Consider the following 19,253-nt stretch of genomic DNA (forward strand, 5'->3'; position numbering starts at 1 on the left):
GTTCGCCCGGCCGGGTTCGCGGGCCGGGCCGCGGCCTCGTACGGTCGGTGCGCTCCGCAGTGGGGCGGTCCGCCGGGCTGCCCTATCGTTCTCCGTGCCCGACACCCTCTGGAGCCCGCCGTGACCGCTGCCGTCGCCGACCGGCACCTGCCCGGTGCCCCGATGACGCACCTGCGTCAGCTCGAGGCCGAGTCGATCCACATCATGCGCGAGGTGGTCGCCCAGTGCGAGCGGCCCGTGATGCTCTACAGCATCGGCAAGGACTCGTCGGTGATGCTGCACCTGGCGAGGAAGGCGTTCCACCCGGGGCGGCTGCCCTTCCCGCTGCTGCACGTGGACACCACCTGGAAGTTCCGCGACATGATCGCCTTCCGGGACCGGACGGCCCGGGAGCTCGGCGTCGAGCTGATCGTCCACACCAACCAGGAGGGCGTGGCCCAGGGCATCAACCCGTTCGACCACGGGTCCAGGAACTACACCGACATCATGAAGACCCAGGCGCTCAAGCAGGCCCTGACCACCGGACGCTTCGACGGCATCTTCGGCGGCGCCCGCCGTGACGAGGAGAAGTCGCGGGCCAAGGAGCGGGTGTTCTCCTTCCGCGACCGGCACCACCGGTGGGACCCGAAGAACCAGCGTCCGGAGCTGTGGAACCTCTACAACGGCCGCGTGAACCCGGGCGAGTCGATCCGCGTCTTCCCGCTGTCGAACTGGACCGAGCTCGACATCTGGCAGTACATCTACCTGGAGAACATCCCGATCGTGCCGCTGTACTACTCGGCGCCGCGGCCGGTCGTGGAGCGCGACGGCGTGGTCATCATGGTCGACGACGACCGCTTCCGGTTCGAGCCGGGGGAGGAGCCGGAGGAGCGCTGGATCCGGTTCCGCACGCTGGGCTGCTACCCGTTGTCCGGCGCCGTGGAGTCCCGGGCGACCACGCTGCCCGACATCATCCAGGAGATGCTGCTGGCGACGCGCTCGGAGCGTGAAGGCCGCGTGATCGACTACGACCAGGCCGGCTCCATGGAGGAGAAGAAGCGCGAGGGGTACTTCTGATGGCACACCAGTCCGATCTCATCGCGACCGACATCGAGGCCTACCTCGCCGAGCACGAGCGCAAGGACCTGCTGCGGCTGCTGACCTGCGGCAGCGTGGACGACGGCAAGTCGACGCTGATCGGCCGGTTGCTGCACGACTCCAACATGATCTACCAGGACCAGCTCGCCGCGTTGGAGTCCGACTCGCTGACGTCGGGCACCACCGGTGACCAGGTCGACCTCGCCCTGTTGATGGACGGCCTGAAGGCCGAGCGCGAGCAGGGCATCACCATCGACGTCGCCTACCGCTACTTCTCCACCGCCCGCCGCAAGTTCATCATCGCCGACACGCCCGGCCACGTGCAGTACACCCGCAACATGGTGACCGGCGCGTCGACCGCCCAGCTCGCCATCATCCTCGTCGACGCCCGCCATGGCGTGCTCGACCAGACCCGCCGGCACAGCTACATCGCCGCGCTGCTGGGCATCAGCCACGTCGTCGTCGCGGTCAACAAGATGGACCTCGTCGACTACGACCAGCAGCGCTTCGAGGAGATCAAGGCGGACTACCAGGCGTTCGCGACCCAGCTCCGGCTGGCCGATCCCTACTTCCTGCCCATGTCGGCACTGAAGGGCGACAACGTCGTCAAGCCCTCCGAGGCGATGGCCTGGTTCGACGGCGTGCCGCTGATGGAGCACCTGGAGACCGTCGACGTCGCGGCCGACGAGGACTACACGCGCCTGCGGCTGCCCGTCCAGCTGGTGCAGCGCCCCAACCTCGACTTCCGTGGCTTCGCCGGCACGATCGCGTCGGGGACGCTGCGACCGGGCCAGGAGGTCCTCGCGCTGCCCTCGGGGATGCGTTCACGGGTCGACCGGATCGTCACCTTCGACGGCGACCTCGACGAAGCCGGGCCGGGCCAGGCCGTCACCGTCACGCTCACCGACGAGATCGACGTGTCCCGCGGCGACGTGCTCGTCGACCCGGCCCACCCGCTCGACCGTGCCCACGACCTCGACGCCATGCTCGTGTGGATGGCCGAGGAGGAGGCGCTGCCGGGCCGCCAGTACGTGCTGCTCTCCATCAACGGCACCTCCAACGCGTCGCTGCGGACCATCCACCACCGGGTCGACGTCAATTCGATGGCCCGCGAGCCGGCCGACCGGCTGGGTCTGAACGACGTCGCTCGCTGCACGCTGTCCGCCGACCGCGAGTTGCTGTTCGATCCCTACCAGACCAACCGGACCACCGGTTCGTTCATCCTCGTCGACCGGCTGACCAACATCACCGTCGCTGCCGGCATGATCGAGTCGGCCGCCTCCGGCTGGGAGAAGCCGCCGCCCTCGGGCCTGGCCCGCCACCGCTCCGGCGTCAGCTCCGACGAGCGGGCAGCGCGTTTGGGGCAGCGCCCGGTCACGGTGCTGCTCACCGGCATGACGGGTTCGGGCAAGTCCACGATCGCGGCGGCCCTGGAACGGCGGCTGTTCGACCGCGGCAAGTCGGTGCTGCGCCTGGACGGCGAGAACCTGCGGCTGGGCATCAGCCGCGACCTCGGTTTCACCAACGAGGACCGGTCGGAGAACCTGCGGCGGGCCGCGGAGATCGCCGCGATCGCCAGCCGTCACGGGCTCATCACGCTGGTCGCCGTCCAGGCGCCGCAGGCGTCGGTGCGCCAGCGCGTCCGCGACCTGCTGGGCGCCGACCGGTTCGTCGAGGTGTTCCTCGACGCGCCCGAGCAGACGCGGCGCGCCCGCGACCCCAACGGCCTGTACGCCAAGGCCGATCGCGGCGAGGTCGCCCACGTCCCGGGCGTGACCAGCGGCTTCGACCACCCGGCCGACCCGGACGTGCACCTCGACACGTCCGAGCGGACCGTCGAGGACTGCGTCGAGGCGATCGTCAGCGTGCTCACCGAGCGCGGGTTCCTCGACGTCCGGTGATCGGCCTCCAGGCCGCGGCCGCGGCGACGATCCTGGTCGTGCTGATGGTCGTGCTCGCCCGGGAGCTAATCTCGCCGGCCGCTGCGATGGTCGGTGCGCTGATCGCCTGCGTGCTGGTCGGGATCCTTCCCGCGGAGGAGGCGTTCCTCGGTTTCGCCAACGCCGCCACGCTGAGCATCGCCGGCCTGTTCGTCCTGACCCGCGCGGTCCGGGACCACGCCGGCATCGACGGCGTGATCGGCCGGTTCCTCGGCGACGGCGCCGGCGGGGCGTCGGGTGCGCTGCGCCGTTTCGTCCCGCCGGTGATCGCCCTGTCGGGGTTCATGAACAACACCCCGCTGGTCGCGGCCGGTGCGCCGGTGATCCGTGGCTGGGCCGAACGGCACGGCATCGCGGCCACGAAGCTGCTGATGCCGCTGTCGTTCGCCGCCATCCTCGGCGGCGTCCTGACGTTGATCGGCACCGGACCGAACCTGGTCATCTCCGGGATGCTGGTCGCGGCGGGCGAGTCGGGTCTGAGCTTCTTCGAGCTGACTCCCGCCGGACTGCCCATGGCCATCGTCGGCGGCACCGCGCTGGTGCTGCTGGCGCCGAGGTTGCTGCCCGACCGGCGCACCCCGCACGAGCAGATCGCCGCCCGCGACCGCGACTACACGTTGCGCCTGCAGGTCCTCCCGGGCGGCCCCCTGGACGGCAGCACGGTCGCCGACGGCGGCCTCCGCGACCTGCCGGGGACGTTCCTCGCCGGGGTCGCGCGGACCCCGCAGGGCCGCCGCCCCGCCGCGCCCGAGACGGTGCTGGCCGGCGGTGACGAGCTGATCTTCGTCGGCACGATCGACGCCGTCCGCGACCTGCTGGCCCGGCCCGGGCTGGTCGAGGCGGAGCGGGCGCAGACCGCCGTGCTCGACGGGAACGGCCACGGGCTCACCGAGGTGATCATCGGCTCCACCTCCGGCCTGATCGGCAGCACGCTCAAGCAGGTGTCGTTCCGCGGCCGCTACGGCGGCGCCGTCATCGCCCTGCACCGTGCCAGCGAGCGCATCGACGGCAAGCTCGGCACGGTGGAGTTGCGCGCGGGTGACGCGTTGCTGCTGCTGACCGACCCCGGATTCGCCGAACGCTGGAACGGCCATCGCGACTTCGCGCTCGTGATCCCGCACGACGCGCCCACGGAGAGCCCGTCGTCCCGCCGTTACCGGTGGCTGACGCTGGGGACGTTCGCGGGCATGGTGCTGCTGGCCGCGACGGGGGCCCTGCCGATCCTCACCGCCATCCTGCTGGCCTGCGCCGTGCTGGGGGTCACGCGCGCGATCAGCTTCAGCCGGGCGGTCGACGCCCTGGACCTCGACGTGCTGCTGATCGTGGCCTCCGCCATCGGCCTGGGCAACGCCATGAGTGCGTCCGGCCTGGCCGGCGTGCTTGCCGACGGGATCGAGGTCGCCGCGGCCGGCACCACCATCGTGCTCGCACTGGCGCTGGTGGCCCTGGGCACCATGGTGCTTACCGAACTGCTCACCAACGTCGCGGCGGCCGCGCTGATGCTGCCGATCGCCATCGACGTCGCCCACCGGGTCGACGCCGACCCGACGGGGTTCGCCGTCGGCGTCGCGCTGGCGGCCTCCTCGTCGTTCCTCACGCCGATCGGCTACCAGACCAACACGATCGTGTACGGCCTGGGTGGCTACCGCTTCGGCGACTACTGGCGGCTGGGTCTGCCGATGGCGGCGATCAGCCTGACGACCATCCTCGTCGTCGTCCCGCTGGTCTGGGTCTGACGCCTCGTCAGCCGGCCGCCAGGGCCTGGGCGACGCGCTGGTTCACCGCACGGATGCCCGCCTCGCGCAGGTGGTAGTAGTCGGCGAAGAGTGCCTCGTCGTCGTTGAGGTCGGACAGGTCGACGTAGGCGGCGCCGGTGTCCGCGGTCACCGCCCGCAGGGCGCGGTCGAACCCGTCGACGGCCGTCTCCGGCAGCAGTCCGCGTGTCACCATGCGCTCCTCCATGGCGGGCATCCGCACCACGGTCACCTCGATCCCCCGCTCCTGCGCGGCACGGACGAGTCCGGTCAGTTCGGTGACGTTGACCGGGCCCGGCGCGTAGTCCACGAAGACGTCCTCGCGCAGGCTGCGGTCGAGACGTTCGGTCTCGTTGTAGCGGTTGTCGTCGAAGCCGTCGTACCGGCCGTCGGCGAGCAGTTCCGGCCGCGTCCAGCCCTGGACCTCCTCGCCGCGGGACCAGGCGAGCACCTTGGCCGGTTCGCGCAGGGCGGAGCGCTTGCGAACGAAGTCCGATCGCTGGGCGAACCACGCCTCGACCCGACGCTCGGTCGACGCGCTCCCGGTCGCGAGCTGGTAGCCGGGGGACTCGGTCAACCGGGCGTAGCCGCCGTCCGTCTGGTGGTCGTTGAAGTCGCGGACGGACACGCCGATCACCGCTCGTCGAGGTTCCAGGAGCGGCAGGACCACCTGCTCGGACCAGAGCCGCCAGGTGGTCACCCCGCTGCCCGGGATGGCCGCGTTGTAGGTCGGCCCGGTGTCACCGTCGCGCTGCAGGGCCTCCGGCGCCAGGCCGCCGTTGGCGATCGACGAGCCGAGCACGACCGTCTCGACGCCGCCCAGTGCCTGCATCTGTCGGACCTTGGCGTCCGTGAAGGTCGTCCCCCAGGTCGGCGGGGTCGGGACGGCGTCACCGGCCTGCCGGACCGCCGACTCGGCCAGGCACGCCGCGAGGAGCAGGGCCAGCAGGAGCACGGCCAGTCGGCGCGGCCCCGGCCGATGGGTGCGCGGCAGGTCGTCGCGCACGTCCAGGGTGTCTCCCGGCCCGGTCCGATCCAGGTCCCGCTGGCCGTCATCGACCTTCGGCAGTTGTGTCACGAGCGCATCACGGTGCCACCATCGTCAGAACTGGAAGTAGATGAAGGGCTGGACGGCCTGGCCGGAGAACACGACGAACAGCACCGCAGCTGCGGCATAGGTGAGGCCGGCCGTCGGCGCCCGCCACGTCCGAAACGGTGCCTGCAGCCGGGTGAGGCGCTGCGCGACGTCGACGAGGAGGACGAGCGCAGCGGCCATGGCGAGGACGAACCACAGATCGGCCGGCACCTCGCCCGCACGCCAGGTGACGATGGCCGCGAGCACCTGATGGGCGTCCGCCAAGGTCTCCGCGCGGAAGAAGATCCAGGCGAGGGCGACGGCGTGGAAGGTCACCACGATCGCCGGCAGGTCCCGCACGTGCAGGCGGCGTCGCACGGTGCGGCTGCGCATCCGACGGTGGGCGGCCAGGAAGGCGCCGTGCAGGCCGCCCCAGATGACGAAGTTCCACGAGGCGCCGTGCCACAGCCCGCCGAGCAGCATCGTGACCATGAGGTTGCGTGCGGTGCGCAGGCTGCCGCCGCGGTTGCCGCCCAGCGGGATGTAGAGGTAGTCGCGCAGCCAGCTCGAGAGCGAGATGTGCCAGTTCCGCCAGAAGTCGGTGATGTTGCGGGACAGGTACGGCTGCTCGAAGTTGCGCATGAGCTCGATCCCGAGCAGCCGCGACGAGCCGCGCGCGATCGCCGTGTAGCCGGCGAAGTCGGCGTAGATCTGCAGGGCGAAGCCGTACGTGGCCAGCAGCAGGTGGAGGCCGCCGGCTTCCTCGGCGGATCCGTAGGCGCCGTCGACGTACGGTGCGAGGGCGTCGGCGACCACGACCTTCAACACCAGCCCGAGGCCGATGAGTCCCAGTGCCGAGCGCAGTCGCTCCGCATCCGGGAAGCGGCGACGGGCGGCGAACTGCGGCAGCAGGTTGCCGGCCCGCTCGATGGGCCCGGCGACCAGCTGGGGGAAGAACGCGACGTAGGTCGCGAAGTCGAGGAACGAGGTGGTCGGCCGTAAGCGGCGCCGGTAGACGTCGATCGTGTAGGACATCGTCTGGAAGGTGTAGAACGAGATGCCGACCGGCAACACGATGTCCAGCGTCGTGGTCGGCACGTCCAGCCCCACCCGCGCCAGCAGGGCCGCGAACGAGGCGGTGAAGAAGTCGGCGTACTTGAAGTAGCCGAGGATGCCGAGGTTGGTGCCGACGCTGGCGATCAGCAACGCGCGCCGAAGGCGCGGGGCGTCCGTCGCGTCCAGGCCGCGCCCCACGGCGAAGTCCACGACCGTGGACAGGGCGATCAGCAGCAGGAATCGCGCGTCCCAGGCGCCATAGAACACGTAGGAGGCGACCAGGAGCAGCAGGTTCTGTCGCCGGCGCCCGAGGGTCCAGTACCACCCGACGACGACGGCGAGGAAGCCGAGGTACTGCAGGCTGTTGAAGACCACGACGCGGCCTACGGGCGAGGGGGCGGCAGGCGGCGCGCCCTTCGGGCGTGGCGCCGGATGCTAGCCCGGCTGGTCGGTCGCTCCCGGGTACCGGGCACGGCCGCGTCTACGAACCGTGCAGGCGGGTCTTCGGATCGTAGGGGAGCGTCTGGAGGAACCGACCGACGGCGAAGTGCATCCGGCAGTTGGCGTCCGCGACGATCTCCGTGTCCGCCGTGAACGTGCGCCCGACCTGGTGGGTGCGCACCGAGGCAACGGTGTCCGCGGCACGGTCCAGCCCCACCAGGCCGCGCGGACGCTTGGCCACCGTCACCGGCCCGAAGCTGACCGAGTCCCACACCAGTTCGGTGCCCGACAGGCTGCTGTGACGGCTCTGGGCAACGGTCCGGCCGGTCCTCGGGTCGAGTTCGGCCCAGCGTCCCTGCTCGTTGATGGCGACGACGACGCCGTCGACGACGTCCAGCGTGCGGATCGGCAGGTTGCCGATGGGCCGCACGGCGCCGCGCGGGTCCGGCCACACCTCGTCGCCGGTGTCGGGGTCGAGGGCGCGGACCTCGCCGCGCGCCTCGCCGACCACGGCGAGACCGTTCACGGCCGCCACCGACAGGCCTTCGACCTCCAGGCCGGAGCCGTGGCTCGGTCGGCGGGACTGGAGCTCGTACTCGCCGACGAGGCGCTGGTCCTCCGGGGCGTTCGGATCGATCACGACCAGCTGGCTGCGGTGCCGCCCCTCGGGGCTGTCCTCGCGCGCGACGACGTAGACGCGCCCGTCACCGGCGTCCGACATCGTGACCGCACGCGGGCGGTTGAAGTTGCCGTCCCAGGCAGCGACCTTCTGCGGCGGCGCGCCGCTGCCCGGCGTCCAGGTCCACAGCTCGGCGGACGGGTAGATCGCCAGATAGGCACGCTGCCCGTCGGTCGTGATCGCCTTCACCTCACCAGCGACGTCCCCCTCGCGTGGCGCCGGGGGGGTCGTGCCGTTCGTGTGACGGTGCGCGAACACGCGGTTGGACGTGCCGACGTAGACGTGACCGTCGTCGATGCCGAGGCTGTGCACCGCACCCGCCCCGACGATCGGCGCCGCCCCCTCGAGACGGGACACCTCGGCCCGGGCGGGTACCGCGCCCGGCAACGGCATGCGCCACCAGTCACCGCGCCCCGACATGCCCTCCACGTCCCCGTCGACGATCCGCAGCGCGCGAGTGGTGGTGTTCGCCTCGGGCGCCCGCGTCGGCGTCACCAGGCCCGTCGCCGGCTCCGCCCGGTACACCATGCCCGACGGGAAGCCGACGGCGACGATCGTGTCGCCCGACACGGCGACGGCGTCCACGCGGCTCTCGCCACTCTGGTCGTCGGCGAGGTCGCGGCGCAGCGGCCGGTCGATCACCGGCGGCCCGGTCGGGTCGTCGCGGTCGAGCACGACCAGACGTGCCTCGGGGTGCTCCTCGCCACCGGCCATCGTGCCGATGACGATCCAGTCGTCGGTCACCTCCAGCGCGAACACGTCACGCGCGCCCTGGACCGACGCGGGCGTGAGGTCCTCGGCGACGGGCAACTGGTCGACGCTGCTGGGCTGGCCGACCAGCTGCTCGGCCTGCAGGCGCACCACGCGGGCGGCATCGGTGCCCGGGCCGAACGCGACGAACACCTCACCGTCGTGCCAGGCCACCTGCTTGGCGTCGGCCTTGCGGAAGTCGAACGCGGACGGCGGCAGGCGGAAGAGCAGCTTCTGCGGTGTGCCGATCGAGTTCGCCTCGGTCTGTACGCGGTGCAGCACGTGCCGGTCGCTGACGTCGGTCTCGGCCGACTCGCCCGGCAGGTGCAGGGCGCCGTTCACATTCCAGGCTCGCCCGGCCGCGTAGAGGCGCTGCTGGTCGTCGGTGGCCAGGTCCCAGAACTCGGTACCGATGTCGATGCGGGTGCCGACGGCAGGCGTACCGGCGCGGTGCAGGTTGTTGCCACCGGCGCCCCACACGCCGTACCACAGCTGGCCGCTGGCCTCGGCGGTCGCCCACGTGCGGCGGCCCGACGGCTGCTCGAACCAGGACGCCACCGCCGGCGAAGCGCCGGGCTGGCCCGACAGGCGCGCGACGCGGGGCGTGTCCAGGTCGTTGGGGAACACGACCAGGTGCCCGTCGTGCCAGTGCCCGGCGGTCACGGGGTATCCCAGCGGGGCCGCGACCCGCTCGGTGTTCGTGAACTGCGCCGTGCCGTCGACCATGGGGCAAGGTACGGGTCCCTCGAGGTCCAGTGCCGCGATCAGGAACGTCGCCATCTGGTCGCGACGTACGGGATCCTCGGGGCAGAAGCCGCCCTGGACCTGCGTGCACCCGGTCGTGATGCCGGCGGCCGCGACGCTGGCGATGCCGTCGTAGTGGGCGTGGTCGCTCGGCACGTCCGTGAAGCGCGGGTTGCGGCCCTCGGGAAGGTCCAACGCCCGCGTCAGCATGGTGGCGAACTGCCCGCGGGTGATGCTGCGGCCCGGACAGAACCGCGACGGGTCGCGTACGTCGCAGCCCTGGGTGACGTCGTTGTACACCAGCGCGCCGACCGCGCCGCCGTGCGGGTAGTCCGCGTCACGGTGGCTCGGTACGTCGCTGAACGGATGCGCGGTCGGCTGGTAGCGCAGCGCGTTCGTCAGGAACGTCGCCATCTGGTCGCGCCGGACGGCGACACGGGACCCGTAGGAACCGTCCTGCCGGCCGGACGTGACGCCGATCTGTGCCAGCGCGATGATCGCCTGCTCGTGGACGTTGCCCTCGGTGTCCGGGAACGGCGACGGCACGGTGGCGTCCGCGGACTGGGCCACGGCGGCCGGTGCCAGCGGCACGGACAGCATCGAGACGGACAGCAACAGGAGGAAGGCGCGGCGGATCACGGGGTGCTTTCGACGAGCCGGCGACGACGGCGCCGGGTATCTGGTGGCGACGGCACGAGCCGGCCCGGCGCTCTGTCGCCCCCGAACCGGCGCGCGAGCAGCGCCGCCGAAGCTGATCAACGAATGCGGTCGGCCACCGGCTCCCGGGGCCCAGTGCGAGTTCGCTCTCCGCACTTGCCGCGTGCGCCGCGAAGGTCTTGGCGCACGCCGGCGCGGCACCCATCAGGGAGCGGTCGCGTCGGTCAGCACCCAGACCTCGAGGTGACCCGGCGGCCGCAGGTGCTCGAAAGCGCGTCGCGCGCCGTCGTCCACGCAGGTCGGGACCGTCAACGGACCCATGTCGGGGTCGGGCAGGAAGGCCACGGGGGCGGACTTCTCGCACAGCCGGGCATCCAGGCGCTCCTGTTGCCGGATCACCTCGACGTCGCGGTCCGCGAGGTACCACCGCCAGCCCGGGTGCAGACGGTCGGTGACGACGTCGATGCCGGGGGCCTCGCGATCGAGGTGGTGGACCGCGTCGGCGAAGGCCTGAACGGGCACGGTCGTGGCGCGCCACAGCCCCGGCAGGGCCGCGGTCACCAGCAACACGGCCAGGCCCCCGGCGAGCCATCCGGGCCAGTGGCCGGGGCGGGCCCGCAGTCCACCGACCACGGCCACGACACCGACGCCGACCGCGGTCACCGCGTGCGGGAGCAGGAAGCCGACGTAGCGGTCGGCGAGGTGGAAGCCCACCAGCCCCAGCAGCGCGACCGAGCCGCCAAGGGCCGCCAGCAGGTGCCAGCCGAGCCCCCGATCGACGCCGATGAGCAGGGCCGCGAGCCCGGCGACACCCACCGCCACCGTCACGACGACAGCGACCCCGCGGAGCCCGATGGCCGTCTCCAGGGCGGGGGTGGCCGTCAACCGCAGCGGGTCGACGACGGGTGACCACCAGCGCACCGGGTCGGCGAACCGGCTCCCGACCCGGTCGGCACGACCGAGCATCACGGAGAGCAGCGGCGCGTAGACGGCCAGGGTGACCCCGCCGGCCAGCGCGGTCAGTACGACGAGGCGGAGACGGTCGACCGGGCGTCGAACCAGCGACGTGCCGGCGTGGGCGAGGTACAGTGCCACCGTCGGCGGGAAGGTCAGCATCGCCACGACGCCGGACAGGCTCAGCAGCAGGTCGTCGCGCCACCGCGGGGCGCGGTCGCGGGCGACCCCGATGACCAACATCGTCGTCGAGGCCAGGAGCACCAGGCCGTAGCCGCGCGCCTCGGTCGACAGCGTCAAGTGCAGCGGCGAGGCGGTCACCAGCGCGGCGACGACGACCGCGGTCCACGGTCCGAGCCGGCGCCACAACAGCCCGAGCAGCAATCCGACCGCCACGAGCGCCGGGACGACCGCCCACAGGCGCAGCATCGGCTCCGAGGTGCCCGTGACGCGCGTCGTCGCCCAGGTCACGGCGGAGAACAGCACGTGGTTGTTGGCGACGTAGGCCTCGGGGTCGAGGAACGTCGCGGGACCGCCGGCGACGTAGCGGCTCGCCGTGAACGCCTCGTCCCACCACAGCGAGCGCCCGAGGGCGGTGACCCTCGTCAGCACCAGCACCGCCAGCAGCAGCCCGAGCACGAGGGGTGCCGGTGCGCTGACACGGCGGGATGCGGGGGCGTGCACGGAGGGATCCCGGGAGGCGAGGACGCGCGCTGGCTGGGCGCGGAAGGCTAGCGCCTCGCGGCGGAGGACCGTTGGTGCACGACAAACCCTCGGCACGGCCGTGCTCCGGCTCGGCTGCGGCGGCTAGCGTGCCCGGTCGACCACCGACGGGGGAGCCGCCGTGACCGACGCGCGCGAGCGTGCCAGCGCCTGGCCGTTGCTGGACGGACTGGCGAGCCCTGAGGAACCACACGACGAGCGTCGGGAGCGGCTCGTCGACGCCGCTCGCGCAGCCGACCAGCGGATCGCCGACCTGGAACGACGCCTGGCGGAGGCCGGCTACCGCGCCGACGTGGCCCGTTTCGAACGCGACCGCCTGCGCCGCCGCCGTGCGGTCCGGCTGGCGACCGAGCTGGCGTCGGCCGGTCGGCGGCCACCGCGCGAGCTCGCCTCGAGGTTGCGGGCCGCCGCCACGCCACGGGCCGCGCCGCCCGAGCCGACGCCACCGGCACCGGTCGACCCCGCCGACGAGGTCGAGCGTCGGGTCACCGAGGCCGCCGACCTTCCCGACCCCGACGTGCACGTGCCGCCACCGGTGCGGTTCCCTCACCTGCACGTGCTGCACGTCGGCGCCGTCGCACGCTTCGCCAGCCTGGTGTCGCTGACGCCGCTCGACACCGACGGCTGGCGCGAACAGCTCGCACAGCGGCCCGTCGACCTGCTGCTGGTGGAGTCGACGGGCGACGACGGGAAGCTGCTGCCCCCGGACGGGCTGGGCCCGGTGTTCGCCGCGGCCCGTGACGCCGGTGTCCCCACCGTGCGCATCCACCTGCCCGGCGGCGGGCCGGAGCCCGACGTTGCCCGCGCCGACCACGAACTCGTCGAGGCGCTGCCGGGCCACGACGGGCTGCCGGTCACGGTCGACACCAGCCGCCTCAACCCCATGGGCTGGCGCCGTCAACCACCCAATCCGGTGGCAGCGTTGGCCACGCGGGCCCTCGACGCGCAGGCGTTGGACCGGCTCGCCGCCATCGACCCGCCGGTCCTGCTGCTGCACCCGCCGGGACTACGCCCCGACGGATGGGCCGGACGCCGCCGGGTCGTGCGCTCCAGCGAGCACCTGCACCAGCTGCTGCAGCGGGTCAGTGTCCTGGTGGACCTGCCCGAGCTGCATGCGGAGCCGGCCGAGCGGCTGCGGACCTGGCAGGCGGCCCGCGCATGCGGCGTCGGTGTCGTGGCCACCGACCCGGAGCTGCAGCTTCCGGGGCTCACGGCGGTCGCGCAGGGCGAGGAGGCCGCGGCGGCGCACCGCTTCCTGATCGACGACGACCACCGCGAGCGGCACTCGATCGTCGGTCGCCGCGACGCGCTGCTGCACGCCGACCGCGAGGTGGCACTGCGCGAGGTCTGCGCCGCGGTCGGGATCCCCCTGCCACGGGCGCCGCGGACGACGGTGCTGGTCGCCACGCACCGTCCGGAGTTCCTGTCGCGCGTCGCCGACAGCATCCAGCGGCAGGCCCAGCCGGACGTGGACGTGGTGCTCGCGCTCCACGGCGAGGGGTTCGACACGGAGATCTGCGACCGGTTCCCGCGCTGCAGCGCCGTGATCCGGATCCCGGAGGTGCAGCAGCTCGGCGACGTGCTGAACGCGGGGCTCGACGAGGCGTGCGGCGACCTGATCGCCAAGATGGACGACGACGACCACTACGGCCCGCATCACCTCACGGACCTGGTGCTGGCGCAGCGCTACAGCGGCGCGGACGTCGTCGGCAAGCGCATCGAGTTCGTGTACCTCGCCGCCCGCGACGTCACGATCCGCCGCGCGACCAGCGGGGTCGAGGCGGAGCGCGACCACGTCGGCGGGCCGACGATCCTCGCCACCGCCGAGCGGCTGCGTCGGACGCGATTCCTGCGACTGCCCAGCCGCGTGGACAGCACGTTCTACGAGCGCGTCCTGGCCGACGGCGGGCGGATCTACCGCACCCACGGCCGCGACGTCATCCTCGAGCGGCACGGCCAGGAGCACGCCTGGACGCTGGACGACCGCGCCTTCCTCGACGAAGCGATCGACCAGCGACCCGGCCTCGACGTCGGCTTCGCCGCCAGCGACCCCGACGCGACCTGACCGGCCTGACCGGCTGCTGACGTCCCGTGCGGCCCGCCGGTGGCGCGGTCAGGCCTGCAGCGCGCCGAGGGCCAGTCGCAGGTCGGCAGCCAACGGCTCGACGTCCTCGACGGTGCCGCCGGCCGGTCGAGGCAGCGTCACCACGGACGTGATCCGGTAGCGGTGCATGATGTCGTGCAGCCGCTGGCGGCGGGCTTCCTCCCACGTCTGGTCGACGTGCACGCGGGCGTAGCGGTCCGCGTCCGGCTGGTACTCGAAGAGGTAGTCGAGGTTGCGCAGCGGTCGGAAGTCGATGCACGACGTCACCAGCAGCGGCGTGAACGTCCGCAGCGACAGCTGCATCTGGCCGACGACGTCGACGAGGCGCGCTTGTTGCTCCGGCGTCAGACCCGTCGGCAGCACGATCGCGATCGGCAGCAGCCCGCGGTGCTCGTGTTCGGGCAGCAGGTTGCCGGGCTGGACGGGCAGGCGCACCGAGCGGGGACGGCCGGCTCCCTTGGCGGTCTTGCCCGCCGCCACCTCCCATCGCGTCAGGCGCCTGCGGACCTTCTTCCGGGCGGCGGCCGGCAGGGCGTGGAACGCCTTGCCCCCGAGCGAGCGCACCCGCTGGTCGTTGGCGACCCTCACGGCGAAGCGCTTGGGATCGGCCCGCAGTTCGGCCAGCAGCTTCTTCGCCCCGCCGGGGCGCTTGCGCGAGGTCACCGGGGCCAGTGCGCGCGGCGAGGTGGGGACGACCTGCGTCGACGGGCTGCTCGCCGGCGCCGTCGCGGGCGCGGTGGATGCGCCCGGCGCGCTTGATCCGGCCGACGCGGCGGGCGCGGCCGTGGCCGGTGTGGCCGGTGCGTCCGGTGCGTCCGGTGCGGCCGACGCGTCCGCGGTGGCGGGCGCGGCGTCGCGAGGCGCCTCGGGGTGTGTGTGACCGGTCTCGGGCGGCGCGGGAACCGGACCGGTGGCCGGTGCGCCGGCCACCGTCTCGTCGTCGGCCTCCTCGGTGGCGGGCGTCGCGGTGGCCGTCTGCGGGCTCACCACCGACGTGGCGCGTGGCGCGCCCGCCGGCGGGGTCGCGTCGGTCTGCTCGAACGCTTCGCGGCGCTCCGCCAGCTGCCTCGGCGTCGGCCGTCGTCCGGGGACCTCGTCCAGCGCGCGGGCGAGCACCTCGGCCGCCTCGGCCGCGCCGTCACCGGGGCGGCGGGCCAGCGCACGCTCGTGCATCCGCTGGCGCAGGTCGGCGTCCAACAGCCTGCGCACCGCGACGTCGACCGTCTCCGCCGTCACCTCGCGCAGGTCCAGGCCGACGCCGATGCGCTCGGCGAACTCGCTGCGGGCGCCCTGGTCGTCGACCGAGGTCTCCAGGTTGGGAACGAACGCGGTCGGCACGCCCGCCAGCACCAACTCGTGGTAGCTGTTGTAGCCGGACGCCGCGAACGCGAAGTCGAACGCCGCCAGGTACCGGGCCAGCGGGTAGACGGAGATGCTCTGGACGTTGTCCGGCAGGTGGCGCTCCTGCGACGCGATGATCGAGCGCGTCACGCAGACCTGCAGCTCCGGTTCGCGTCCCAGCCGCTCGATGACCATGCCCAGCTGGGACGCCGTGTCGTTGATGTTGCCGGCACCGAGGTTGACCAGCACGCTCGGGCGGTCCGGGTCGAGACCCAACTCCTTGCGGGCGGTGTCACGGTCCAGCAGCTCGTCTGCTCCGAGGAACGTGATGGGGGCGACCACGGTCGCCTCGTCGCGGCGTTGGCGGGTGATGCCACGGTCGTTGTCCGCGAACTCGCCCGGTTCCAGGATGAGGTCGAAGCGGTCGGAGAAGTGGTCGATGACGACGTTGGTCGTGCCTTCCTTCCACATCGCCCGGCGCGACCACCACAGCCGCACGCCCGGCCGGTCGTCGCCGGCGTCGAAGAAACCCCAGTAGGGCATCGTGCCGTCGAAGATCATGGCCTCGACGTCGTAGCGGTCGATCAACTCCACCAGGCGCGAACGGAACTTCTCGTGCCAGGCGCCGTAGGGCGCGCGCGTGTAGCCGCGCGAGGGCAGGTACTCCACCAGCAGGCCGAGGTCGTCGACGACCTGGGCCGCCTGGGAGAGGGTCAGGAAGATCGGCTCGACGTCGTCGGGCATGCGCCGTGCGATCGCCATCAGCCGCATCAGGTGGCCGACACCGGCGCCGTTGGACGACACGAACAGCACGCGCCGCCGCGACGAGGTGGTCGCGGCCTGGGCGGCGGAGCGGTCCGCGTCGGTGTCGGTGTCGGCATCGCCGTCGGTGGTGGCGTCGGTCGCCGCGGGTGCCGCGTGTGCGGCGCGTGTCGCGGGTGCCGTGCCACCGCTGGGCTGGACGAGCCGGCCGAGGCGCTGCTGGTGTACCTCGTGCCCGCTGTGATCGCGGACCCACGCGGTGGCGGCGGCCGAGCGCTCGCGGTAGCGGTCGGCATCGGCGGTGAGCTCGCGCACGGCCGTGACCGCCCCCGACACCGGCGCATAGGTGCACGCGTCGCCGAACAGGTCACGGAAGTGCTCGGGCAGCACCGGCGGCAGGCCGCTGGCCATCGCCTCCAGGATGGTGCGCCCGAACGCCTCCACCAGCGCGGGGTGGTGGTAGTAGACGTAGACGTCCAGGCCGCCGAGGAACCGCTGTGGGCTGATGGCCCCGAACTCGTGCACGACCCAGTTCTGGGGCAGTCGCCCGCCGAGCAGCGCCCGCGGTGTGTCGGCGCCGCCGAGCACGTGCACCTCGAGGTCGTCGGTGTCCGGGTACACGGCCAGGAGCGTCTCGGCGGTGGCCGGCCACTTGCCCGCGGCGTTGCGGCTGTGGCGGCCGATGACGGGGATGCGGTGCAGCGGCCCGGGCCGGGCGATGTGCCAACGGTCGACGTCGATGACGTTGACCCAGTCGTCCTCGGTCAGCGCCACCTCCGGGGCCAGGCGCTGCAGGTTCTGCCGCACCAGCGGCCCGATCGGCGTCCACGTCGGGCGCACGCCGAGCCACTCCGCCACCCGCGTGTCGACCACGCCCGGGTCGTAGTGCACGACCGGCCCGTCGACGTCACCGGGCGCCTGGTTGGCGACCAACAGGGCCTGTTGGGTCTGGACGGTCGGCTGCTGCTCGCCGACCTCCGCGGCGACGGTCGGATGGCGCAGCACCACCAGGTCGGCCTGCACGGGCTGGGTGCCCAGGACGAGCTCGGCGCGCCCGTCCTCCAGGCAACGCTGGATCCGGGGCTCGAACGACGTCGGCAGGGCGACCAGCGACGAGTCGACGTGCACCAGGCCGGTCCGGTACCCGCCGGCGGCCTGCGCGGTGATCTCCTCCGCGACGCTGGCGGACGTCCCGCCGGGCAGTCGGCAGTCGGTGACCATGAGCACGTCGTAGTGGCGCATGCAGGCGGCTTTCGCGGCGAGGGGTGGCGGCGGTTCCGGGCGGCGATGCTAAACGAAGCCGCCCCGTCCGAATGGCGCGACACGCCCGTTCCGCGGCCCGCCCACGGCAGCTCCGTGGGCGTGCGTCCCGGCGCGCTTCGAGGCCCGACCGGCACACGGTCACGCGGTCACGTGACCACCAGCCGGAGGGCCCGTTCAGACGTCGAGGTAGGCCGCGAGGTCGGCCGGCGAGAGCGCCGCGCCACCCAGGGACGCGTCGCCGGCGAAGGTGTGGTCGCCGTGGCGGGTGCGCACGAACCCGAACCGGTGGGTCGAGTAGCACGCGCCACCGGCGAGGTGGACGGCACGGACGAGTTCCGTGTCGACCGCGTTGGGCACGAGTCGCCACCGCAGCGCGCGCAGCACCTCGCCGCGCACCAGCATCGTCGCGCCCGGCAGGTGGTCCTCCCAGCGCTCCTCGTGCTGGCCGCTCTGCACGCGCAGCGTCCCGGCGGCGACGTCGTGGACCGCGTGCCGGCGTTTGCCGACCACCTCGGCGCCGCTGTAGTCGAGTGCGAGCACGAGGTCGTCGAGGTGGTGGCGGCCGTAGCGGTCGTCGTCGTCGATCTTGGCGACCAGCCCGCCCGTCGAGGCGTCCAGCGCCGCATTGAGCACGGCGCCCAGCGGACGTTCGGCACCGACCTGCACGACCGCGGCAGGTGTCAGCGCCAGGCGGTCGGGGACCGGCTCGTCGCCGTGGACGGCCAGCACCAGCTCGAGGTCCTCCTGCGTCTGACGGGCCAGGTCGGCGGTGACCTGGTGCAACAGCTCGGGCCGGCGGGTAGCCAACAGGAGGGACACGCGCCGTCGCGGCGGCACGTCGAGGCCCAGCGCCTCCACCACCTCGTCGAGGCGGGCGGCCCGGCCGTGGGTACGCAGCACGTGACGCCGCAGCCGGACCGACAGCGCCGCCAGGGCGTCACCGTCCTCACGCAGCGCCGCCACTCGGGCGTCGACCGCCGCGGCGGTGTCACCGGTTGCGCTCTCGACCAGGACGTCGTCGGCCACCGGACCCAGCGCCTCGCGCAGGACCGCGTCGGCGGGCAGGATCGGCACCTCGCCCCGGGCGGCATGGCGCAGGACCGCCGCCAGGTGGAGGCCGCGTCCGTCGACGACACGCGGGTCGCACCCGACCGGTGCGTCGACGCGCGGGTCGACCGCCGGCAGCCACCGCAGGGCCGCCCGCTCGGCGACTCCGCTCTCGGCCTCGATGTGGGGAGCGACCCGGGGTGGTTCTTCCCCCGGGTCGCCCCCCAGGTCCGGCCCGGCGAGCGCGACGCGCAGCGTCGGCCGCACGCCCGCCGCGGCCAGCGCCGCCGCGGCCGGACCGCCGACGGCCACCACGGCCGCGCCGACGTCGCGAGCCGCGGCCACCGCCTCGGCCAGGGCGCCGGCCTCCCAGCCGGCGTCGTCGACGAGCAGCAGGTCGACCCGGTCGCGCCGCACGGCCCGCACGTCGCCGGGGCGGATCCGCAGCGAGGGCGCGACGCCGGCCGAGACCGGGTCCGGCGACAGGTGCGCCACCCGCAGGTGCGGATAGCGGGGCCGGGCCGGAACGTCGTCCGGGCCGGCCGCGTCCCAGCGCGGCGGGCGGCCCCGCAGCGTCTGCCAGGCCGCGGCCGCGCCGTCGCGCCGCCACGAGGTTAGGGCCAGGGCGGCACGGACCGGGCGCCGGTCGCGCAGCCGGGACAGCTCGTAGCGCAGCCGCGCCGCCTCGAGCTCGGCGGCGCTTCGGTCGGCACGCGGGCTGCCGTCCGGGGTGTCCGCGGGCTCGTTCACGGCCATGTCGACGGCGGCGGCACCGACGCGGGGCCGGGCATGGTCCGGTTCGGCCCGGAGGACGTACCGTTAGACTCGCTCCGCTCGCGCGCCGGCCGGGTCTCGCGCCGCCGACCCGCCGACGCCGCCGCGCAGC

The 19,253-nt window shown here is 73.2% G+C and carries 10 protein-coding genes; 4 read left to right on the plus strand and 6 right to left on the minus strand.

The genetic code is table 11. From position 1 onward, the window contains the following. The first annotated feature begins 162 nt into the window (after positions 1 to 162). Genes cysD through ACERM0_RS05720 form a run of 3 tightly spaced genes read left to right on the plus strand, consistent with a single transcriptional unit; the run spans position 163 to position 4,753 of the window. On the plus strand, positions 163 to 1,056 hold the full coding sequence (gene cysD, locus ACERM0_RS05710) for a sulfate adenylyltransferase subunit CysD (RefSeq protein WP_373677952.1): 894 nt from the start codon (positions 163 to 165) through the stop codon (positions 1,054 to 1,056). After that, complete coding sequence (cysN, locus tag ACERM0_RS05715) at positions 1,056 to 2,978, plus strand: sulfate adenylyltransferase subunit CysN (RefSeq protein ID WP_373677580.1); 1,923 nt, start codon at positions 1,056 to 1,058, stop codon at positions 2,976 to 2,978. Before cysD ends, cysN begins: the two co-directional genes overlap by 1 nt. Beyond that, positions 2,975 to 4,753, plus strand: a complete 1,779-nt coding sequence (locus tag ACERM0_RS05720) for an SLC13 family permease (protein ID WP_373677581.1) — start codon at positions 2,975 to 2,977, stop codon at positions 4,751 to 4,753. Before cysN ends, ACERM0_RS05720 begins: the two co-directional genes overlap by 4 nt. A 7-nt stretch (positions 4,754 to 4,760) precedes the next feature. On the opposite strand, the gene ACERM0_RS05725 is transcribed toward ACERM0_RS05720, so the two are convergent. The 4 genes from ACERM0_RS05725 to ACERM0_RS05740 all read right to left on the minus strand — a co-directional run bounded on the left by ACERM0_RS05725 (position 4,761) and on the right by ACERM0_RS05740 (position 11,811). Beyond that, positions 4,761 to 5,849, minus strand: coding sequence for a hypothetical protein (locus ACERM0_RS05725; RefSeq protein ID WP_373677582.1), 1,089 nt, complete (start codon positions 5,847 to 5,849; stop codon positions 4,761 to 4,763). 24 nt (positions 5,850 to 5,873) lie between these two features. Next, positions 5,874 to 7,277 carry an MBOAT family protein gene (locus tag ACERM0_RS05730; RefSeq protein ID WP_373677583.1) on the minus strand — a complete coding sequence of 468 codons (1,404 nt, stop codon included), beginning with the start codon at positions 7,275 to 7,277 and terminating at the stop codon, positions 5,874 to 5,876. A gap of 106 nt (positions 7,278 to 7,383) precedes the next feature. After that, on the minus strand, positions 7,384 to 10,155 hold the full coding sequence (locus tag ACERM0_RS05735; RefSeq protein WP_373677584.1) for an S-layer homology domain-containing protein: 2,772 nt from the start codon (positions 10,153 to 10,155) through the stop codon (positions 7,384 to 7,386). A gap of 222 nt (positions 10,156 to 10,377) precedes the next feature. After that, positions 10,378 to 11,811 (minus strand): hypothetical protein, encoded by a 1,434-nt coding sequence (locus ACERM0_RS05740; protein ID WP_373677586.1) that lies wholly within the window; start codon positions 11,809 to 11,811, stop codon positions 10,378 to 10,380. Positions 11,812 to 11,971: 160 nt separating this feature from the next. On the opposite strand from ACERM0_RS05740, the gene ACERM0_RS05745 reads away from it, so the two are divergent. Then, complete coding sequence (locus ACERM0_RS05745; protein WP_373677587.1) at positions 11,972 to 13,915, plus strand: glycosyltransferase; 1,944 nt, start codon at positions 11,972 to 11,974, stop codon at positions 13,913 to 13,915. 48 nt (positions 13,916 to 13,963) lie between these two features. Here ACERM0_RS05745 and ACERM0_RS05750 read toward each other — a convergent pair whose 3' ends face one another. Beyond that, positions 13,964 to 17,299: a hypothetical protein gene (locus ACERM0_RS05750; RefSeq protein ID WP_373677588.1), complete on the minus strand. Its 3,336-nt coding sequence runs from the start codon at positions 17,297 to 17,299 to the stop codon at positions 13,964 to 13,966. A gap of 195 nt (positions 17,300 to 17,494) precedes the next feature. Beyond that, positions 17,495 to 19,117 carry a hypothetical protein gene (locus ACERM0_RS05755; RefSeq protein WP_373677589.1) on the minus strand — a complete coding sequence of 541 codons (1,623 nt, stop codon included), beginning with the start codon at positions 19,115 to 19,117 and terminating at the stop codon, positions 17,495 to 17,497. Between the last annotated feature and the right edge of the window lie 136 nt (positions 19,118 to 19,253).

This window comes from Egicoccus sp. AB-alg2 (assembly GCF_041821065.1).
GTDB lineage: Bacteria > Actinomycetota > Nitriliruptoria > Nitriliruptorales > Nitriliruptoraceae > Egicoccus.

Bases quoted from the DNA above. Each gene is read 5' to 3' on its own strand.
- cysN (WP_373677580.1), top strand. From the start codon at position 1,056: ATGGCACACCAGTCCGATCTCATCGCGACCGACATCGAGGCCTACCTC.
- cysD (WP_373677952.1), top strand. From the start codon at position 163: ATGACGCACCTGCGTCAGCTCGAGGCCGAGTCGATCCACATCATGCGC.
- ACERM0_RS05750 (WP_373677588.1), bottom strand. From the start codon at position 17,299: ATGCGCCACTACGACGTGCTCATGGTCACCGACTGCCGACTGCCCGGC.